The organism is Pseudomonas syringae group sp. 243L2 (genome assembly GCF_032587875.1).
Lineage (GTDB): Bacteria > Pseudomonadota > Gammaproteobacteria > Pseudomonadales > Pseudomonadaceae > Aquipseudomonas > Aquipseudomonas amygdali.
Window position 1 is genome coordinate 177,686 of the sequence record NZ_JAWHPL010000021.1, and the last position, 17,471, is coordinate 195,156.

At 59.3% G+C, this 17,471-nt stretch carries 19 protein-coding genes; 7 read left to right on the forward strand and 12 right to left on the reverse strand.

Features of this window, described 5'->3' with window-relative positions; all coding sequences use genetic code 11:
• Window positions 1-3 precede the first annotated feature (3 nt).
• The 6 genes from RYB66_RS13860 to nac form a co-directional block, all read right to left on the reverse strand.
• Window positions 4-411: a biotin/lipoyl-containing protein gene (locus RYB66_RS13860; protein ID WP_316892017.1), complete on the reverse strand. Its 408-nt coding sequence runs from the start codon at window positions 409-411 to the stop codon at window positions 4-6.
• Complete coding sequence (locus RYB66_RS13865) at window positions 411-1,382, reverse strand: biotin-dependent carboxyltransferase family protein (RefSeq protein ID WP_002553476.1); 972 nt, start codon at window positions 1,380-1,382, stop codon at window positions 411-413. Before RYB66_RS13865 ends, RYB66_RS13860 begins: the two co-directional genes overlap by 1 nt.
• Complete coding sequence (gene pxpB, locus RYB66_RS13870) at window positions 1,379-2,044, reverse strand: 5-oxoprolinase subunit PxpB (RefSeq protein WP_044320743.1); 666 nt, start codon at window positions 2,042-2,044, stop codon at window positions 1,379-1,381. The genes RYB66_RS13865 and pxpB overlap by 4 nt, the downstream gene beginning before the upstream one ends.
• Entirely contained in the window at window positions 2,041-3,393 is a 1,353-nt protein-coding gene (gene accC / locus RYB66_RS13875) for an acetyl-CoA carboxylase biotin carboxylase subunit (protein ID WP_316894637.1), read from the reverse strand. The genes pxpB and accC overlap by 4 nt, the downstream gene beginning before the upstream one ends.
• 54 nt (window positions 3,394-3,447) lie before the next feature.
• Window positions 3,448-3,894, reverse strand: a complete 447-nt coding sequence (locus tag RYB66_RS13880) for an acetyl-CoA carboxylase biotin carboxyl carrier protein (protein ID WP_002553473.1) — start codon at window positions 3,892-3,894, stop codon at window positions 3,448-3,450.
• A gap of 115 nt (window positions 3,895-4,009) precedes the next feature.
• Entirely contained in the window at window positions 4,010-4,921 is a 912-nt protein-coding gene (gene nac, locus RYB66_RS13885) for a nitrogen assimilation transcriptional regulator NAC (RefSeq protein WP_010207353.1), read from the reverse strand.
• Window positions 4,922-5,197: 276 nt separating this feature from the next.
• Between nac and RYB66_RS13890 the strand changes: the two genes are divergently transcribed.
• The 4 genes from RYB66_RS13890 to RYB66_RS13905 all read left to right on the forward strand — a co-directional run bounded on the left by RYB66_RS13890 (window position 5,198) and on the right by RYB66_RS13905 (window position 9,980).
• The gene (locus RYB66_RS13890) at window positions 5,198-6,406 is read left to right on the forward strand and encodes an aspartate transaminase (RefSeq protein ID WP_316894639.1); all 1,209 of its coding nucleotides are present in this window, start codon (window positions 5,198-5,200) and stop codon (window positions 6,404-6,406) included.
• The gene (locus RYB66_RS13895; protein ID WP_316894989.1) at window positions 6,378-7,976 is read left to right on the forward strand and encodes an MFS transporter; all 1,599 of its coding nucleotides are present in this window, start codon (window positions 6,378-6,380) and stop codon (window positions 7,974-7,976) included. Before RYB66_RS13890 ends, RYB66_RS13895 begins: the two co-directional genes overlap by 29 nt.
• Window positions 7,977-8,048: 72 nt before the next feature.
• Window positions 8,049-9,380 (forward strand): OprD family porin, encoded by a 1,332-nt coding sequence (locus tag RYB66_RS13900; protein WP_316894641.1) that lies wholly within the window; start codon window positions 8,049-8,051, stop codon window positions 9,378-9,380.
• 126 nt (window positions 9,381-9,506) lie between these two features.
• The gene (locus RYB66_RS13905; RefSeq protein WP_016981675.1) at window positions 9,507-9,980 is read left to right on the forward strand and encodes a hypothetical protein; all 474 of its coding nucleotides are present in this window, start codon (window positions 9,507-9,509) and stop codon (window positions 9,978-9,980) included.
• 96 nt (window positions 9,981-10,076) lie between these two features.
• On the opposite strand, the gene RYB66_RS13910 is transcribed toward RYB66_RS13905, so the two are convergent.
• Both RYB66_RS13910 and RYB66_RS13915 read right to left on the reverse strand, forming a co-directional pair.
• Window positions 10,077-10,385, reverse strand: coding sequence for a putative quinol monooxygenase (locus RYB66_RS13910; RefSeq protein WP_316886019.1), 309 nt, complete (start codon window positions 10,383-10,385; stop codon window positions 10,077-10,079).
• Between the two features lie 26 nt (window positions 10,386-10,411).
• On the reverse strand, window positions 10,412-11,596 hold the full coding sequence (locus tag RYB66_RS13915) for an L-dopachrome tautomerase-related protein (protein ID WP_316886011.1): 1,185 nt from the start codon (window positions 11,594-11,596) through the stop codon (window positions 10,412-10,414).
• Between the two features lie 72 nt (window positions 11,597-11,668).
• Here RYB66_RS13915 and RYB66_RS13920 point away from each other — a divergent pair, with 72 nt between their 5' ends.
• The gene (locus tag RYB66_RS13920; RefSeq protein ID WP_316886009.1) at window positions 11,669-11,881 is read left to right on the forward strand and encodes a hypothetical protein; all 213 of its coding nucleotides are present in this window, start codon (window positions 11,669-11,671) and stop codon (window positions 11,879-11,881) included.
• A 29-nt stretch (window positions 11,882-11,910) separates the two neighbouring features.
• Here the strand turns inward: RYB66_RS13920 and RYB66_RS13925 are convergent, their stop codons facing one another.
• Window positions 11,911-12,918 (reverse strand): aldo/keto reductase, encoded by a 1,008-nt coding sequence (locus tag RYB66_RS13925; RefSeq protein ID WP_054079142.1) that lies wholly within the window; start codon window positions 12,916-12,918, stop codon window positions 11,911-11,913.
• Window positions 12,919-13,127: 209 nt separating this feature from the next.
• On the opposite strand from RYB66_RS13925, the gene RYB66_RS13930 reads away from it, so the two are divergent.
• Window positions 13,128-13,700: a TetR/AcrR family transcriptional regulator gene (locus RYB66_RS13930; protein ID WP_316886006.1), complete on the forward strand. Its 573-nt coding sequence runs from the start codon at window positions 13,128-13,130 to the stop codon at window positions 13,698-13,700.
• A gap of 6 nt (window positions 13,701-13,706) precedes the next feature.
• On the opposite strand, the gene RYB66_RS13935 is transcribed toward RYB66_RS13930, so the two are convergent.
• The 3 genes from RYB66_RS13935 to RYB66_RS13945 all read right to left on the reverse strand — a co-directional run bounded on the left by RYB66_RS13935 (window position 13,707) and on the right by RYB66_RS13945 (window position 16,392).
• Entirely contained in the window at window positions 13,707-14,681 is a 975-nt protein-coding gene (locus RYB66_RS13935) for a biotin-dependent carboxyltransferase family protein (protein WP_002553463.1), read from the reverse strand.
• Window positions 14,678-15,550 (reverse strand): 5-oxoprolinase subunit B family protein, encoded by an 873-nt coding sequence (locus RYB66_RS13940; protein ID WP_004665338.1) that lies wholly within the window; start codon window positions 15,548-15,550, stop codon window positions 14,678-14,680. The genes RYB66_RS13935 and RYB66_RS13940 overlap by 4 nt, the downstream gene beginning before the upstream one ends.
• Before the next feature lie 86 nt (window positions 15,551-15,636).
• On the reverse strand, window positions 15,637-16,392 hold the full coding sequence (locus tag RYB66_RS13945; RefSeq protein WP_057402540.1) for a 5-oxoprolinase subunit PxpA: 756 nt from the start codon (window positions 16,390-16,392) through the stop codon (window positions 15,637-15,639).
• Between the two features lie 157 nt (window positions 16,393-16,549).
• Between RYB66_RS13945 and RYB66_RS13950 the strand changes: the two genes are divergently transcribed.
• Window positions 16,550-17,467, forward strand: a complete 918-nt coding sequence (locus RYB66_RS13950; protein WP_316894643.1) for a LysR family transcriptional regulator — start codon at window positions 16,550-16,552, stop codon at window positions 17,465-17,467.
• Window positions 17,468-17,471: the final 4 nt, after the last annotated feature.

Sequence of the window (17,471 nt, forward strand, 5' to 3'; positions counted from 1 at the left end):
GTGTCACTCCTCCAGTTCAATCAGCGGCTGGCCGTAACCGACCCGTTCATGCTCGGCAGCCAGAAAACGCGTCACACGCCCTGCCTGCTGGCTGCGCACCGGCAGATAAAGCAGGCCGATGCGCAACAGGCCCAGCAACTGCCCGACTGCAACGGTGTCGCCGGGTTTTACGTAGCTGTTTTTTTCGTCGGGGTGTCTCGATACAAAAACGCCGGGGTTATCCGCAGCTATTACAAGCGCAGTGGCTGGCGACTGTTCGACTGCGACGTCCACGTCAGGTCGCGATGCAGGGTTATCCGCACGTACTCCGCGTCGGATCAACAACTCGAACCCTGGTCGTTTCAGTTCAAGAACCGTGAGCCCGGCATCACGAATCCAGCCTGCCAGTTGGCGAATTTCATTGATGTTCATCAGCGATGTCCTTGCAGGCCGCGCAGCGCAAGCAAGCGCCGGGCGTCTTCGATGAAGGCGTGATTGGTGTCCAGTGCCTCGACGGCCTCCTCGTAGCTGCATTGCACGAAGCGCACCTTGCTGCCGATGGGGGCCTGACCGAGACGCCATAGGTCGGCTTCGATAACCGTGGCAAACTTTGGATAGCCGCCGCTGGGCTGGGCATCGCGCATTTGCACAATCGGCTGGCCGCCGTGGGGCACCTGAATCACCCCGGGCACAATGCCGTGAGAGCGAATTTCCAGCGCCTCCCTTGGCAATAGGGGCGTACCTTCCATGCGATAACCATAGCGATTGCTTTGCGTGGTGATTTTCCATTCGCCGGCAAAGAATGTTTGTTGGGCTTCAACGCTGAAGCAGTCGAACTCGGCGGCAGGCAGTACGCGTATGGCCGGTAGCTCATCGATAATCAACGGCAAGGCCGCCGCAGCAGATTGCAGACCAAAATCACCAGCGCGCGGTTGATTAGCCGCACCGGCGGGAATCAGATCGCCCTGCTGCAAGGCGCGGCCCTGCCAGCCACCAAATGCACCGCGCAATTGCGTGCTGCGCGAGCCCAGAACCTGCGGCACATCCACACCGCCCGCAAGGCATAAATAGGCGCGACTGCCCGTCGTTGGGTAACTCAGCTTCAACACCTGATTCTTGCGCGCCTGAGCGACCCAGTTACCCGGCAGTCGCTCGCCATCCAGCCGTGCAGAACAGGCAGCACCGGTGATAGCAAAAGTGCAGTCCTCGACAAAACGCACTTCGAACGGGAACAGTGGAATCTCGATGCCTGCCGCGTCTTCGTCGTTGCCCAGCAACAAATTGCCGAGCTGCAACGACAGCGTGTCCATTGCGCCGGAGGTGCCGACGCCGTAGCCCAGGCTGCCATGCCGACCCAGATCCTGGACCGTCGCCAGTGCGGTGGCGCTGATAACTTCGATCATCGAATGATCCTCTCGATACGCAAGCGCAGTTGATCGCCGGGCTGCATCAGCGCCGGAGGGTTCTGATCAGCGTCGAAAAACACCATTTCCGTGCGCCCTATCGTGTTCCAGCCACTGGGGCCGGCTGAAGCAGAGATACCCGTCTGCACGCCGCCGATGGAAACCGAGCCGGCACCGATATCGAGTACCGGCACTTTGCGCCGAGGCGTCGCCAGACGCTGATCCATGCCGCCCAGATAGCAATAACCGGGGTGGCTGCCCAAGGCGTACACCGGGTAAAGCGGTTCGCAGTGCAGATTGGCGATGGTCTCGATATCCAGTCCGGTATGGGCGATGACATCGGCCATGTGCGGTCCGCCGTCACCGCCATACACCACCGGCAACTCGATGATCCGGCCTTGCAACGGCAGCGGCTGGCATTGCTCCCAGGCCTCCAGCAAGCGGGTTTTCAAGCCGGTCAGGTCGCGTGGCGGCGCTGCGAAGGTCAGCATCAGGTTGTTCATGCCCGGCACCGATTCGCGCACCTGCGGCCAGTCCTTGCTCAGGCTGGCCAGCGCCCATATGCGTTGCTGCGCTGCCAGCTCAAGCTCGCCAGGTGCTTCGAACAGCAAGGCGGTGGTTCCCAGCAAAGTGATTCGTGGCGACAACTGCTGGAGGGTCATGGATGGCTCCTTGTCTGTAACCAGCGCTCCAGGTGGTGAATGTCCATGCCACCCTTGCAGAACACCGGGTCCTGCAAAATGTCGCGATGCAGCGCGATGTTGGTAGAGATTCCCTCAACGTGCATTTCGCTCAGTGCCAGGCGCATACGTGCCAAAGCCTCATCGCGACTGGCACCGTGGGTGATGACCTTCGCCACCATCGAATCGTAATAAGGCGGAACGCGATAACCGTGGCTCACATGCGAGTCGACCCGTACGCCAAAACCACCAGGAATCTCCCAGCGGGTGACTTGCCCCGGCGTAGGCATGAAGCTGCGCGGGTCCTCGGCGTTGATCCGGCATTCCACAGAATGGCCCGACACGCTGACGTCGGCCTGGCTGAAACTCAGGCGCTCACCCATCGCCATGCGAATCTGCTGCTGAACGATGTCGATGCCGGAAGTCATTTCCGTGACCGGGTGCTCGACCTGCAGGCGAGTATTCATTTCGATGAAATAGAACTCATCGTTTTCAAACAGGAATTCGAACGTGCCTACGCCCTGGTAACCGATCTGCCGGCAGGCCAGTGCGCAACGTTCGCCCACCCTGGCCATCAATTCCGGGTCGATGCCCGGTGCAGGAGCCTCTTCAAGCACCTTCTGGTGGCGGCGCTGCATCGAGCAATCCCGCGAGCCAAGCCAGACGGCATTGCCATAGGCATCGCACAGCACCTGAATCTCGACATGGCGCGGCTGGCCCAGAAACTTCTCGATATACAACTCGGGATTGCCGAAGGCCCGGCGGGCTTCTTCGCTGGTCAGCGCAATTGCATCAAGCAATTGCTGCTCTTCCTGAACCACGCGCATGCCCCGCCCGCCGCCACCGCCAGCGGCCTTGACGATGACCGGGTAACCGATGTCACGGGCAATTTTCAGGATGCCTTGCGGATCGGCAGGCATGCTGGTGTCCGGACCTGGCACGCACGGCACACCGGCCTCACGCATTGCTCGCTTGGCCGAGACCTTGTCGCCCATCACCCGGATGCAGGCGGCACTGGGGCCGATGAAGGTCAGGCCAGCCTGTTCGATGCGCTCGGCGAACGCGGCGTTTTCAGACAGAAACCCGTAACCGGGATGGATCGCCTGAGCACCGGTCAACTGCGCAGCGTAAAGCACGGCAGCCTGATTCAGATAACTCTGCCCCGGCGCGGCCGGGCCTATGCACAGTGACTCATCGGCCTGGCGTACATAGCTGGCATCGCGATCCGCTTCGGAATAGACCGCAACCGTGCTCAGGCCCAGGCCTTTGCAGGCGCGCTGGATGCGCAGGGCAATTTCGCCGCGGTTGGCGATCAACACTTTATCGAACATCAAAAACCCCTGATCTGTGAACCCGGAAGGCAGCCGCACGGCCACCCAAGACCTTCAACCGATGCTGAACAGCGCTTGTCCGGCCTGAACCTCTTCGCCGTTGGCAACCAGAATGGCGGTCACGACCCCTGCCTTTTCAGCCGTCACCGGATGAAACATCTTCATGGCTTCAACCACTGCCAGGGTCTGCCCCACGTCGACTGACGTGCCGACTTCAACAAAGGGCGGCTGGTCGGGCGCCGGGGTCAAATGCAAGACCCCATACAGCGAGGCGCAGGCCTGAGCCTCTTGCGCATTGGCAGTTGCACTTGCCTGAGAGGAAGCAGCAGCGTCGGTTGCAGGCGCTTTCAGCGACGTTGATGCAGATGGACTGACGCCGCTGGCGGCCTCGACCGACTCACGCAGCAAACGCAACTGCGTATCGCCTTCAGACAGGCTGAGTTCACTCAGGTCCGATTCGGCCATCAGGTCGATAAGTGCTTTGATACGTTCCGGTTTCATGCAAGAGCCCTTGCCTGGCAAAAGAAATGTGGCTGAGGGCAATGTAACGAGAGCGATTTTTGACCGCCAAGACGGTTTGACTGTGGGGTGATAAGCGCCCCTTATGACGCCGGGGTTACTCTGTACGGCGATTGCCGCGCATCTCTGCGACCAGTTCCAGTAGGATGGCCTTGACCGCCTGGGCCGGAACCGAAAGCGGCAAGTGGCCTGACAGGCACAGGGCCAGCGGCGCTTCGATCTCGGGTTCGACGATCCGGCTCAGATTGACCGCATGCGTATCGGCCAGCACCCGCGCAGCAGACTCGGGAAGAATGGTCGAGCCGAATCGATCCGCTACTGCGGCGGCCAGAGTCGTCGATGACTCGACTTCTGCCACCACCCGGGCACTGCGCTCGATGCGCACAAACGCCTCGTCCACCAGACGGCGGATGGTGTTGTAGGTGCGCGGCAACAGCAGGTCGATATCGGCCAGCTCGGCGAGGGCTATTTCCTCGCAGCCCTGAAGCGTGTCCTGGGCGCTGACCAGATACAGTTGCTCGCGAATCAACGGCACAAAACTGAGGCCATGCACCTCACGTCCGCCATAAAGAACGGCCATGTCCATGCGCCCGTTCATGATCAGTTCGCTCAGCGTGGTGCCAAAGTTCTCGTTGAGGTACAGCAGGATACCCGGATGACGCTCGCGCACCCGTTTCAGCAACGGCAGCGACAAGGTTGACGCAGCAGTGCCCGGGGCCAGCCCTACCGACACCGGCCCCGACAACGCCAGGCCGCTGGCGTTGACATCACTTTGCGCCTGCTCACACTGACGCAGTATGACCTGAGCATGGCCGTACAAAACCTTGCCCGCCTCGGTCGGGGTAACGCCGCGCTTGGTGCGGATCAGCAACTGCTGCTGCAACTCGGCTTCCAGCGTCACCAATTGCTGGCTTAACGCAGGTTGTGCGATGTGCAGTACATCGGCGGCTTGGGTCAGGCTGCCGATGTCGACAATTTTCACAAAGTATTTCAAGCGGCGAAGGTTCAAGGTGTTGTACTCCAGAGTCACGACCCCGATGCCTCAGCAAGACACAGGCCAGCTCTGAAAAAACCAGACATAAGCAATTGCTATGTCAGCAACTGCCGAGCGTGATTGCAACGCATGGATGCCCCCGCAGGCATTGCTCGCCCGCTTTTGGTGCAGCATTGGTTCATCTGCGGTCATAAGCGCTGCCTATCAACCCAGAACAAACTCGTCTTATGGCCTGCCGTCTGCAGGCTCGTAACGTATTCCCCGTCAAGGCCATCAACGAGGAATGCCAACGTGACCGCATCTCGCATCGCTGCCCGCGTGCTCCGCATCAAACCATCGCCCAGCAGCGCTGCTGCCGATCGGGCCAATGAACTGCGGCGCGCAGGCAAGTCGATCATCAATCTGGTGGTTGGCGAACCCGACTTCGATACGCCTGCCCACATTCGTCAGGCCGCCTCTGCCGCCATCGAGAACGGTGAAACCCGCTACACGCTCAATGCGGGTACTGCAGCGCTGCGCGACGCGATTGCCGCCAAACTCCAGCGCGAAAACGGCCTGACCTATGCCCCCGGCCAGATCGTAGTCACCAGCGGTGCCAAGGCTGCGATCTTCAATGCCTTCGCAGCGACCCTGGGCATTGACGACGAAGTGCTGATCCCCGCGCCGTACTGGGTGTCGTACCCGGACATGGTGCTGGCCTGCGATGGTCGACCGGTGACCCTAGCGTGCCCCGAGGACAATCAGTTCAAGCTCACCGCCGAGCAACTACGCCACGCAATCACGCCGCGTACCCGCTGGCTGCTGCTCAATTCGCCGAGCAACCCGACCGGCGCGACCTACAGCGCAACTGAATGGCGGGCACTGGCCGACGTGCTGCTCGACTACCCGAACGTGCTGGTCATGACCGATGATATTTACGAACACATTCGCTATGACGACACCCCGCTCAGCCATCTGCTGACTGTTGAACCCGCCTTGCGCGAGCGTGTGCTGATCATCAATGGTGTATCAAAAACCTACGCCATGACCGGTTGGCGCATCGGCTATGCCGCAGGCCCCAGCGATATCATCAACGCGATGGCTACCCTGCAATCGCAATCCACCAGCAACGCCTGCTCGGTGAGCCAGGCCGCCGCAGTGGCGGCCCTCAATGGCGACCAGTCGTTTGTCGGCGAGAGCGTCAAGGTCTACAAACAGCGCCGCGACCGCTGCCTGGAGTTGATCAACGCAATTGACGGCCTGAGTTGCATCCAGCCACAAGGCGCGTTTTATCTCTACGTCAATTGCGCAGCGCTGATCGGCAAAACCACCCCGTCAGGCTCGGTACTGGAAGCCGACACCGATGTGGTTCTGTACCTGCTGGAAAGTCAGGGTGTTGCGGTTGTAGCAGGCACCGCTTATGGCCTGGCACCGTTCTTCCGGATGTCTACGGCGACGGCCCTCGAAACCCTTGAAACCGGTTGCACACGCATTGCGACTGCTGTCGCTGCGTTGCGCTGAGCGCCTGGCCATGACCACGCCGAGCCACCCGGCCCTGACCTTCAAACAGGCCCTGCTGGCCATGCTCGGCATTTCCCTGGTGCTGATGCTGTCCGCACTCGACCAGACATTGATCGGCAACGCATTGCCAAGCATCGTCGCGGAACTCGATGGTTTCGAGCTGTATGCCTGGGTCGCCACCGGCTACCTGCTGGCGTCCATTGTGACCATTCCGATCTTTGGCCGACTGGGCGATTTCTACGGGCGTAAACCGTTCGTGCTGGCCGCTACGGTCATTTTCACCGTTGCTTCGCTGGTCTGCGCGCTGGCCGACAGCATGCTGGTGCTGGTCATTGGCCGGGCCCTGCAAGGCGTCGGTGGCGGGATGCTGATCGGTACGGCATTTGCCTGTGTGCCGGAGCTGTTTCCCGACACCCGTCAGCGGCTGCGCTGGCAGGTTCTGCTGAGTGCGATGTTCAGCGTGGTCAATGCCATCGGCCCAGGGTTGGGCGGTTACCTGTCCGGCGAGTTCGGCTGGCGTTCGGTGTTCTGGCTGAACCTGCCGCTGGGCGTGATTGCGTTGTTTTTTGCCTGGCGTTTTTTACCCTGGTATCGCCCGCCAACAGCCGGTGCGATCAGGCTCGACTGGATCGGCGCAGTGTTGATTGTCCTGAGCCTGGGCAGCCTGCAATTGTTCGTTGAATGGCTCGGTCAGCGCTCTCTGGCGATCAGCCTGCTGTGCGGCGCTATCGCTGTTATTGCCTTGACCGGCCTTTGGTTCAGAGAGCGCCGTTGCGCGTTCGCCTTGCTGCCCGCCGGGCTGTTTGCCAATCGCAGCATCCGCCTGCTGTTCATCATGTCGCTGCTGGCCGGTGCGATCATGTTCACCCTGCTGTTTTACCTGCCTCTGCTGTTGCAGGGCAGCTACGGCTACTCGCCGCAGGACGCCGGGCTGCTGCTCACACCGCTGGCCCTGAGTATCACTTTGGGCGCAATCGTCAACAGTCGCATCGTCACGCGTCTGGCAAACCCCAACTGGTTACCGATTGGCGGATTCATTGCCCTGTCGATTGCCTGCATTGCCTTGGCACTGGTCGGACTGCACGCCGGGTTCACGACCTTGCTGGGACTGATTCTGCTGGCGGGGCTGGGTCTGGGGTTCATTCTGCTCAACCTCACTGTATTCACCCAGACGCTTGCCGAGCGGCAATTTCTCGGTATTGCCACAGCACTCACTCAATCGTTGCGACTGGTTGGCGGCTTGCTGGGCACCGCGGCAATGGGTGTGCTGGTCAAGTTGCTGTACGTCGCCAATCTGCAACATGCGCTGGTCTCGGCAGGCCAGATGCAGGCAATAGCGCGTCTGACCGACCCTCAGGTCCTGCTGCAGCACACGCTCACAGATATCGACACCACGTTGCAGCTGGCTCGCACTGCCCTCGCCCATGCAGTCGGTACGGGGCTGTTGATCTGCGCCGCACTGGGCGTACTTGCACTGGTGGTTCTTTCCCGTTTACCTCGCGTCGCGCTGTATCAAGCGCCTCGCACAACGACACCTGAAACGGATTCAGCTGCAAAACACGCCTCTTAAAACAACAAGAAACCTGACTGCCGCCCGACCCTGCCTCTCACAACACTTAATGACAGCATGAGGATGAACCCGATGGAGCGTATCAATCGCGCCACCCCTTTCGTTGCGGGCTTTTGTGGCCTGCTGATCGCGCAGCAGAGCTTTGGCGAAGGTTTTCTGGAAGACAGCAAGGCCAGCATTCTGGCGCGCAACTTCTTCAGCAACGCAGACAACCGCAGCGGTGCTGCCGACCCGAACTACACGCAGGAGTGGGGCCAGGGCTTCATGCTCAACTACCAGTCCGGCTACACGCCCGGCACCGTCGGCTTTGGTGTCGATGCGCTGGGCCAGTTGGGCATCCGCCTGGACTCGGGCAAGGGCCGCCATTACAACCCGCAAAGCACGGCGTTCAACGGCAATATCTTCCCCACAGACAGCGACGGCCGCGCGGTCGATGAGTTCAGCAGCCTGGGCGCAACGCTCAAGGCACGCGTTTCAAAAACCGAGTTGAAATACGGCACGCTGGTGCCGATGCTGCCGGTGGTCATGTCCACTGATCGCATGCTGCAACAAACTTTTCGCGGCGGCCAGATTCAGTCTGGCGACTTGAAGGACTTCACTTTCACCGCAGGCCAGCTGGAACATGTCATGGGCCGCGGTTCGACCAACCAGATGGGCATGTCGATTCCGGGTGCCAACAACCCGCTGACCGGCGAATTCGTCAACAAGTTCTACTACGCAGGCGTCGATTACAAACCGACCAAAGACCTGACCTTGCAGTATTACTACGGCAATCTGGAAAACTTCTACAAACAGAACTTTCTCGGACTGAAATACGACATGCAACTCGGCCCGGGCACCCTGCGCACCGACCTGCGCCACTTCGACAACCGCTCGGACGGTGCAAACGGTCACGATCCGGCGTTCTACACGGTAGGTTATTACGGCAACGGCGTTACCAAGGGTGAAGTCGACAGCCGCCTGTCCAGCGCCCAGTTCACCTACCTCATCAACGGTCATACCTTTGCTGCCGGTTATCAGGCAGTGACCGGCGACAGCGACGCGGTATGGTTGAATCAGGGCGATGGATCCACCGCCTACTTCATGACCGAATCCATGATCGGCAAGTTCCAGCGCGCTGGAGAACGCACCTGGCAGGTCCGTTACGGCTATGACTTCGCCAGGCTTGGCGTTCCCGGGCTGAACTTCCTGGCCATGTATGAAAGCGGTTCGAACATCCAGGCGTCCGACGGCGACAAGAAGGAATGGGAACGCAACGTTACCCTGAGTTACGTGGTGCAGTCCGGCCCGGCGAAAAACCTCAGCGTTGCACTGCGTCATGCACAACTTCGTACCGAGTTCGCCAGTCAGCGTGATGCCGATGAGCACCGGATCATTGTCAGCTATCCGATTAATATTTTTTAAAACCTGGGCGGGTGGCAGATACCGGGTGTATCTGCTACCTGAGGGTTGGTTGACGGCGTGCACAAGCGCTCGTGCTGGTCACAACATTCGTTATAACCTTTGCACCTTGCAGAGGAAGCGAAAACAATGGATAAAACGATCCCGGAAGCCCCCACCGACCACGACCGCCCCAATGTCTTAATGGTTGTTGAAACCGACCCTGGCAAGCCTGACGTCATCGGTGGCCCTGCTACGCCATTAAAAGCAACTCATCCACACTTCGATGACACGCCAGCAGACCTTTACCCCGTAATGGAAAACCAGACGGGCATGCCTTTCAGCTCGTTCTATCGAAGCAGGTACATCGGTTTTGCGTCCATCGCAGTTGTCGTGATCGGCATCGGTGTCGCCCTCTTTTTTCTGAGCCTGCAAAGTGACTGGTTTCAGGTTAAGAAAGTGCTGGCGATTACCATGCTGTGGTTCGCCAACCTGATCTCGACAGTGCTCAATGCAGCCTACTGGTTTATTCGCAGAGGCCCGAAGTGGCTGGCAGTACTACTAGGCATTCAGCTGATAATAGTGATGTCCGGGGTATTGTCTGCCTTGATAAATGACGGATGATGATACCTGTCTCTTGAGAGGGGGTTCCCATCATGTGTTAGAGCGTGTTTGGGGTAGCCGTACAGGGGCTCGAACGTGTGGAGCCCCTTATCCAAATCAGCCAGACACCTGATCCAGAAATATCAGCTGCGGTGGCTCTGCCAGCCACTCGCCGCTTGCAGCTGCAAACTGTTGGTAATGCGGCGTGGCAACGTGCGCATCCAGTGCTGCCTGATCATTGAAGCATTCACGCATGTAAAACGTGCCGTGCTCATCGCGCGCCTCGAACAGTGTGTACTCGATATTGCCCGGCTCTGATCGGGAGGGCTCCACCAGTGCTGATAATGCTTCTTTCAATGCGGACTCTTTGCCGGCAACGGCTTTCAGAACGGCGATCAAGGCCAACGGCTTTGCAGGTGTATTCATTATCAATGCTCCGGTATTCAATTAGATCAATGAGTGGGGGCAGGCGCAGCGTCGACTTTCACGCGTAGCAGGCTATAAGGTTTTGCACGCTTGTCGTGGCCCGAATTGAAACCGGCCTGACGGTGCAATTGGTTGACGATGAAATACAGGTAGCCATCCGGACCGATAGACAACGTATCAGGCCACAGCATGCGAGGATCGTGCGCCACGGTTTGCCAGTTTCCGCTCGGCAGGCGTTTGCGAATTGCATTGTGCTCATAGTCACCTGCATACACAGCACCGTCTGCATCAGCCTCAAGACCATCGGAAGCGCCCTTTTCACCGAGGTCCTGAACAGCCGCAGCCAGTTGCTGCTCACTTACACCGCTGTCGCTCAGCAGCTCGGTCGCGACGGAGTACAGGTGGCGGCTGGACAGTGGCGAGAAATACAGCGTCTTGCCATCAGCCGACAACGCAATGCCGTCTGCGGCTACGTGAACCGGTTTGCGCGATCCGTCCGGGCCATCACCCAGCACGGGTACGCCCTCGACCACGGGCACGAAATCCGGGTCGGCAGACGTCGCCTTCGCGCCGCTCAGGCGACGTACGGCATGCCCACTGGCAATGTCCATGACAATGATTGCGCCCGGTCCGCTTACCGAAGAGTCAGTCACATAGACAGTCCCCTGCGATCCTTTGCGGAAGTCGAAGCGCATGTCGTTGACATAAGTGCTGGGCAAGATGACGTTATCCGGAAACACCAGCCGCTTGACGATTCGGTTGGTGGCCAGGTCTACCGCAACCAGCTTGGCACCACCCGGACGCGGAGCAGCAAACTGCGGTGCGGCAGTGTCCAGAAGCCAGACGCGTCCTTTGCCGTCAGCCACCACACTCTGCACGCTGATCAGCCCGTCGCCGGGGTCCTTCGGATTCTCGTGGTTGACCGCCAGATCCGGGTAGGCAACCACTTTGCCGTCACGAATCTCGCCCACCGTAAAAGGCACCTTGTCGCCCCAACGAGGGAAGTTGACGAAGATTCGCCCGGTTTCAGTGACTGTCACACCGGTAGGCATCGCATCGTAAAAGGCATGCACTTGTTCAAGCTTGCCTACCGACCTGTCGGCAGGGGCGCTTGCAGGGAGCCCGGTGATGGTTGCGCCGTAGGCCAGTGAGGTGGTGAGTGTGGCTGCGGACAGGATGGCCAGTGCTGCGCAAATTGATTTTCGATGCATGGTGCTCTCCTGATGGGACAGCCAAGGCTGCTCATCGGTATTCAGTAATACGGGCTGTGCGCACGGAAGGTGATGACGTTCATCACTCTACGTGGCTCAAGGACGATGGATAGACAAGACTGCGAGTATTTTGGTCTTTCTCATTACAAAGAAAAACGCGGGGAATACGCTAACACTTTCAACGCCAAGGCGAAGATCACCGCCATTGCCAAGACACGCAAGCACCGTGCTCATGCGGCAACGCTGCGCCTGGAAGGACTCCAGCCGCTCATTTGGCGGCTATAAACAAATATCCGAGCCAGGCCAATAACAACTCAGGCCACTCCCCTTGCACGAGTCTCATCCGACCAATCAGCCGCCGACCTTGGCCCAGCGGAGGGATCCAGACTGCTGACCGCATCCAGGCGTTGAATCTGTTCGTCAGTCAGTGTCAGCGACAAGGCGCCCAGATTATCGGCAATCTGCTCATGCGAACGAGGCCCGATGATTGGAACAGCGCCGTGCGAACCTGCCCAGGCAATGGCAACCTGACCCGCGCTTACGCCAAGCTCACCGGCAACCTCCAGAACAGTATCGAGAATCCGTGTGCGCTGCGCCGAGTTCTCAGGCTGGAATACCTTGCCGCCAAACCCCTCAGCGCGCCCGCTCTCCCCTTTGCGATATTTACCGGTCAGCATGCCACCCCCCAGAGGTGACCAGGTGACGACGCCAAGGCCAAGCGCGTAAGAAGCCTGAAAAAGATCAGCCTCAGGCTCGCGATGCACCAGGCTATGTTCGAACTGAGCGGCTGCAATCGGTAATGCACGGCTGATTTCGGCCAGCGTAACCGCGCGAGCAAGCCGCCATGCAGGGAAATTGGACAGGCCTGCGTAGAGGATTTTCCCTGCACGCGCCAGATCTTCAAACCCTCTGACAATTTCCTCGATGGGTGTAACAGCGTCTGGATGGTGCGCCCAATAAATGTCGATGCGATCCGTCTTCAAGCGCTTGAGACTTGCTTCCACCGAGCTGACCATTGCCTTGCGATTGTTGCCGATGGCCAGTCGGCCGGGATTGGCCGAGGCACCGTTGGTAAATTTGGTCGCCAGCACGAAATCATCGCGCCGGCCTTCCAGCAGCGTACCGAGTAACTCTTCGGACTGACCGAACTGATATATGTCTGCAGTATCGATGAAGTTGCCACCCGCCTCTGCATAGGCGTTGAAAATTGCCTTGCTGGCAACCGGGTCTGCGCCGTAGCCCCAGCCCGTGCCGAAGTTTCCTGTGCCCAGCGCCAGTTGCGAAACATTGAGCCCGGTTTTGCCAAACGTTCTGTATTTCATGGTTTTGCTCCTGCCGATTGAGGATCGCCCATGGTGCGATCCTGTTGCCGAGAAACAAGGTGGACAGCTAACAGTCAGCTTTGAGCGGTTATGATTACGATCAGCATCTTAACTGTCAATCATTTTGATGATGGTCAGCATCAATGCTATATTCACGCCCTGCCGAACCCGGACGGGTAAAAACCAAGCAGGCAAGAGAGGCAACTCACATGAGAGTCACCAAGGCGCAGGCCCAGGCCAACCGGGCACACATTGTCGAGACGGCATCCGTCCAGTTTCGCGAGCACGGCTTTGACGGTGTCGGGGTGGCAGACTTGATGGCAGCAGCGGGTTTTACCCACGGCGGGTTCTACAAGCATTTCGGCTCCAAGTCCGATCTGATGGCCGAATCGGCTGCCTGTGCCATCTCGCGCACCGTGGAGCAATCGAAAGACGTCGATCCTGCGCAGTTCATCGAGTACTACCTGTCCAGAGAGCACCGGGATACCCCAGGCACAGGCTGCACGATAGCCGCACTCAGTGCTGATGCTGCACGTCAGTCAGACGACGTCAAGGTAACCTTTGCCGAGGGCATAGAGAGCATGCTTGCCGCCCTGGCTCCGGCAGGCACGTCTCCTGGCGACAACGAATGGAAACAGGCGCGGGCAAACACCATCGATATGTTTGCCCATGCACTGGGCGCGCTGCTGCTATCGCGCAGTTGCCCGAACGACTCGCTACTGGCAGACGAAATACTCGATGTGTGCCGTACGAAAATGCTTGAGCAACTGCAGGCTCTTTGACCGCTTCTATGAAGGAAACAGTTTGCTCAGGCACGCCAACTTCTTTTTGTACGACTTTCGCGCTTCGAGAGCCTCCTCCAGCGTTACCGCCACGAATCGCGCTTTCTGGTTGGGTTGCATCTGACCGATCAGGTCGAGGTCGGCACTGATCACCGTACCGATCATCGCGTAGCCTCCGCCGGACACCGCGTCACGGTGCAAGACAATGGGCTCAAGCCCGGCAGGCACCTGAATCGAGCCGATCGGGTAGCAGCTGTCGACGATATTTGATGGATCGGAGCCTGCCCCGAAAGGCTGCTCCCTGGGCTGGAACGTCAACGCCCTGCCGCCCTTGAAGCGATAACCGATGCGGTCGGCTTCCGAGCCTACGCTCCAGGACTCGGAGAAAAAGCTGGTGGCTGCGAATTCGGTCAGACGCTCGTAATACAGGCCAGGCACCACACGCAGATACACTTCCCCGCCCAAAGACTGTCGCAAAGCCATCGGCAGGCTCGCCCCGGCCCGGCCTTTGCCGCCAGGAATACCTATCGGCAACTGATCATCAGCCATCAGTCGGCGGCCCTGAAAGCCGCCAAGCGCACCCAGCGTGTAAGTCGACCGACTGCCCAACACCAGCGGCACATCAATCCCCCCGGCAACCGCCAGATAGGTGCGCGCGCCGTCCTTGGGGAAGTCGAAACGCAGCACCTGTCCGGCCTTCACCGCAAAGGCAGTGTCGTGGTGCATTTCCACACCGTCGAGGCGCGCCGTCATGTGGGCGCCACAGACAGCGGCCAATGTATCGCACTGAAACTCCAGCTCCGGCCCCAGCAATGTGCATTCAAGCCCGGCGGCACCGGGTGGGTTGCCGACCAGTTGATTGGCAGCGCTGAGCGCATACTGGTCCAGCGCACCCGAGGGCGGAATGCCCAGGTGGTAATAGCCTTCGCGGCCAAGATCCTGCACCGAGGTCGCCAGACCGGGTTTGAGCACCTTGATCATGCCAGCACCTCCTGCAACGACTTGGGATAACCAGCGGGATCAGCCAGAAAGGCATCCAGGGAAAACTTGACCGGACGAATCCGCAAATCGAAGCGTCCGGCTTCAACCTCTGCAACGGCCGTATCATAGGTGTCCCGATCAACCGGTTTGAACTGGACGATGTCGCCTGGCCGGAAAAACACCATGTGCTCTTTCAGATAAGCCAGCCCCTGCTGCGGATCGTAGATCGGAGCGGGCGTAACGCCGAACATCTGGTAGCCACCCGCTCCGCGCACCGAATAGATGCAGCCGAAGCAGCCACCGTGACCTAGCGTAAGCTTGGGTGTATCGGTACGTGGCCGAAGGTATTTGGGCACTTGCAGTTGGCGCTCGCGTTCGACCATCTGAAACATGAACGGCAGACCGGCCACAAAACCGACCATCGAGACGAACCACGGCGCGCCGCTATGAGCAGCAATGAAGGCATCGACATCCGCCAGGTTATTGATGCGCGCAGCGTATTCCAGGTCCGTCGAACCCGGGTCCTGATGGCGGTCACGAAAACGCATCAGGGTTTCATGGGTCCAGGGATCGTTGTAGAGCACCGGAATCTCGATGATACGGGTTTGCAGCGTACGTTCGGCCACCGCATCGACCTCGGCAGCTCTCACCGCTTCGAGCAAGGCATGCGGTGCGATACGGTCTGGGTCGAAGCGGATCTGGAACGACGCGTTGGCCAGGCATACGTCCAGTACACCGTCCAGTTCCAGACGCTCGACTGCACGGGTCACCGCCAGCCCTTTGAAAAATGCCTCCAGCGACATACTCTCGCTGACTTCCGCGAACAGGTGTTCATCAGCGCCAAAGCTGTAGCGAATCGGATCAGCCATGTCTGTTCCTTGTTGAATTTGTTGTAGAACGGCAGGCAAATATCAGTAACGTGGCTCGTGTGTCTGTGCACACGATGCCATTTGACTCAGCGCGGCTTACGTACCGTGATTCCGGCAGCGTCCAGCGCCTTGCGGGTCGCTTCGGCAAGGGCCAGAGCGCCCGGCGTGTCGCTGTGCAGGCAGATCGAATCGAATTCGATGCTCAGGTCCTCGCCCTCGACGGTGCGCACCAGACCTTGCTGGCACGCCCGAACCACGCGTGCCGCGACCTCGGCCGGGTCATGCGCGCGCACATTACGAGTGAAGACGATGGAACCGCTAAGGTCGTAGTCGCGATCAGCGTAGAACTCGCGAATCACCGGCTGACCGAGCTCCTGAGCGATCTTGCAGATAACCGAACCGGGCATGCAGTAAAGCAGTAATTCGGGCTCCAGGCGCTGAAGGTTTTCCACCAGCAGACGGGCAGCGGCTTCATCCCGGGCGAGGTGCATATACAACGCCCCATGAGGTTTGAAATGCTGCAATGTCACGCCCTGAACCCGGGCCAGCTCACGTAATGCACCCAGTTGGTAGAGCATGTCATCGACCAGCTCCTGCGGCGCTGCGTTGATGTGCCTCCGCCCGAAGCCGACCAGATCGCGGAACCCTGGGTGCGCGCCAATGGCAACGCCCAGCTGTTTAGCCTGTTCGATGGTGCGGCGCATGGTGCCGGGGTCACCCGCGTGAAAACCGGTAGCGACGTTGGCGGAACTGATGAAGGCCATCAATTCGTTATCGACACCATCACCAATGGTCCACGCGCCGAAGCTTTCACCCATGTCCGAGTTGAAATCCACCTGCATGGCTTTTGCTCCTGGGGCTATCGGGTTAAGGGTCAGTCAGGAAAAGAAGCTATCCGGCCTCATGCAAAACACGTTAGATTCGCTTGCACCCCTTGGGTAGATCTATTTACAGATACATCATCTTCTGAAAAACAGATACCCGCCGATTGGAGTGCTTATGTCCCTGACGTTGCGCCAGGTTCGTTATTTCGTGGCAACGGCCGAGATCGGGCAAATCTCGCAGGCGGCCATTCACCTGAACATTTCCCAGTCTGCGGTGACCACGGCCATCAAGGAACTGGAAAGCATGCTCGGCACGCTGTTGTTCCAGCGCTCGGCCCAAGGCATGAGCCTGACCGAAGCGGGTCGACATTTTCTCAACCGCGCCTACGTGATCCTGCGCAGCGTCGATGACGCACTGAACAGCCCGCTACCCGATATTCGCGCCAGCGGCGTATTGCGCCTGGCCGCCAGCTATACCGTGATTGGCTACTTTCTGCCTCACCACCTGCAACGTCTGGAACATTGGCACCCTGATGTAGCCATCGAGGTTCATGAGCGCGAAAGGCAAGCCATCGAACAGGGTCTGTTGGAGAGGCGCTTCGATATGGCAGTGGTGCTGACAGCCAACATCACTCACCCGGATATCGTCTCGGAGACGCTGTTCAACTCCGAACGACGTCTATGGCTGTCCAGCCATCACCCGCTGTGCCAGCGCGCCGCCGTGAGCCTTGCCGATGTGGCACAAGAGCCCTATATCCTGTTGACCGTCGATGAGGCGGAGCAAAGTGCAATGCGTTACTGGGAACTGGCCGGCCAACGACCCAATGTCAGAGTGCGCACCAGCTCCGTGGAAGCAGTGCGCAGCATGGTCGCCAACGGCAGCGGCGTGGCGATTCTCTCCGACCTGGTACATCGCCCCTGGTCGCTGGAAGGCAAACGTATTGAAACGTTGACTGTCACCGACTCGGTAACGCCAATGAGCGTCGGCCTGGCCTGGCACCGCGAGCGAGAGCTGAGCCCGGCGATGCAGGCGTTTCGTAACTATTTTCACGATGCGTTTCTGGCACCGCAGCAGCTGTCGGCGCGGCGTTGAGCCG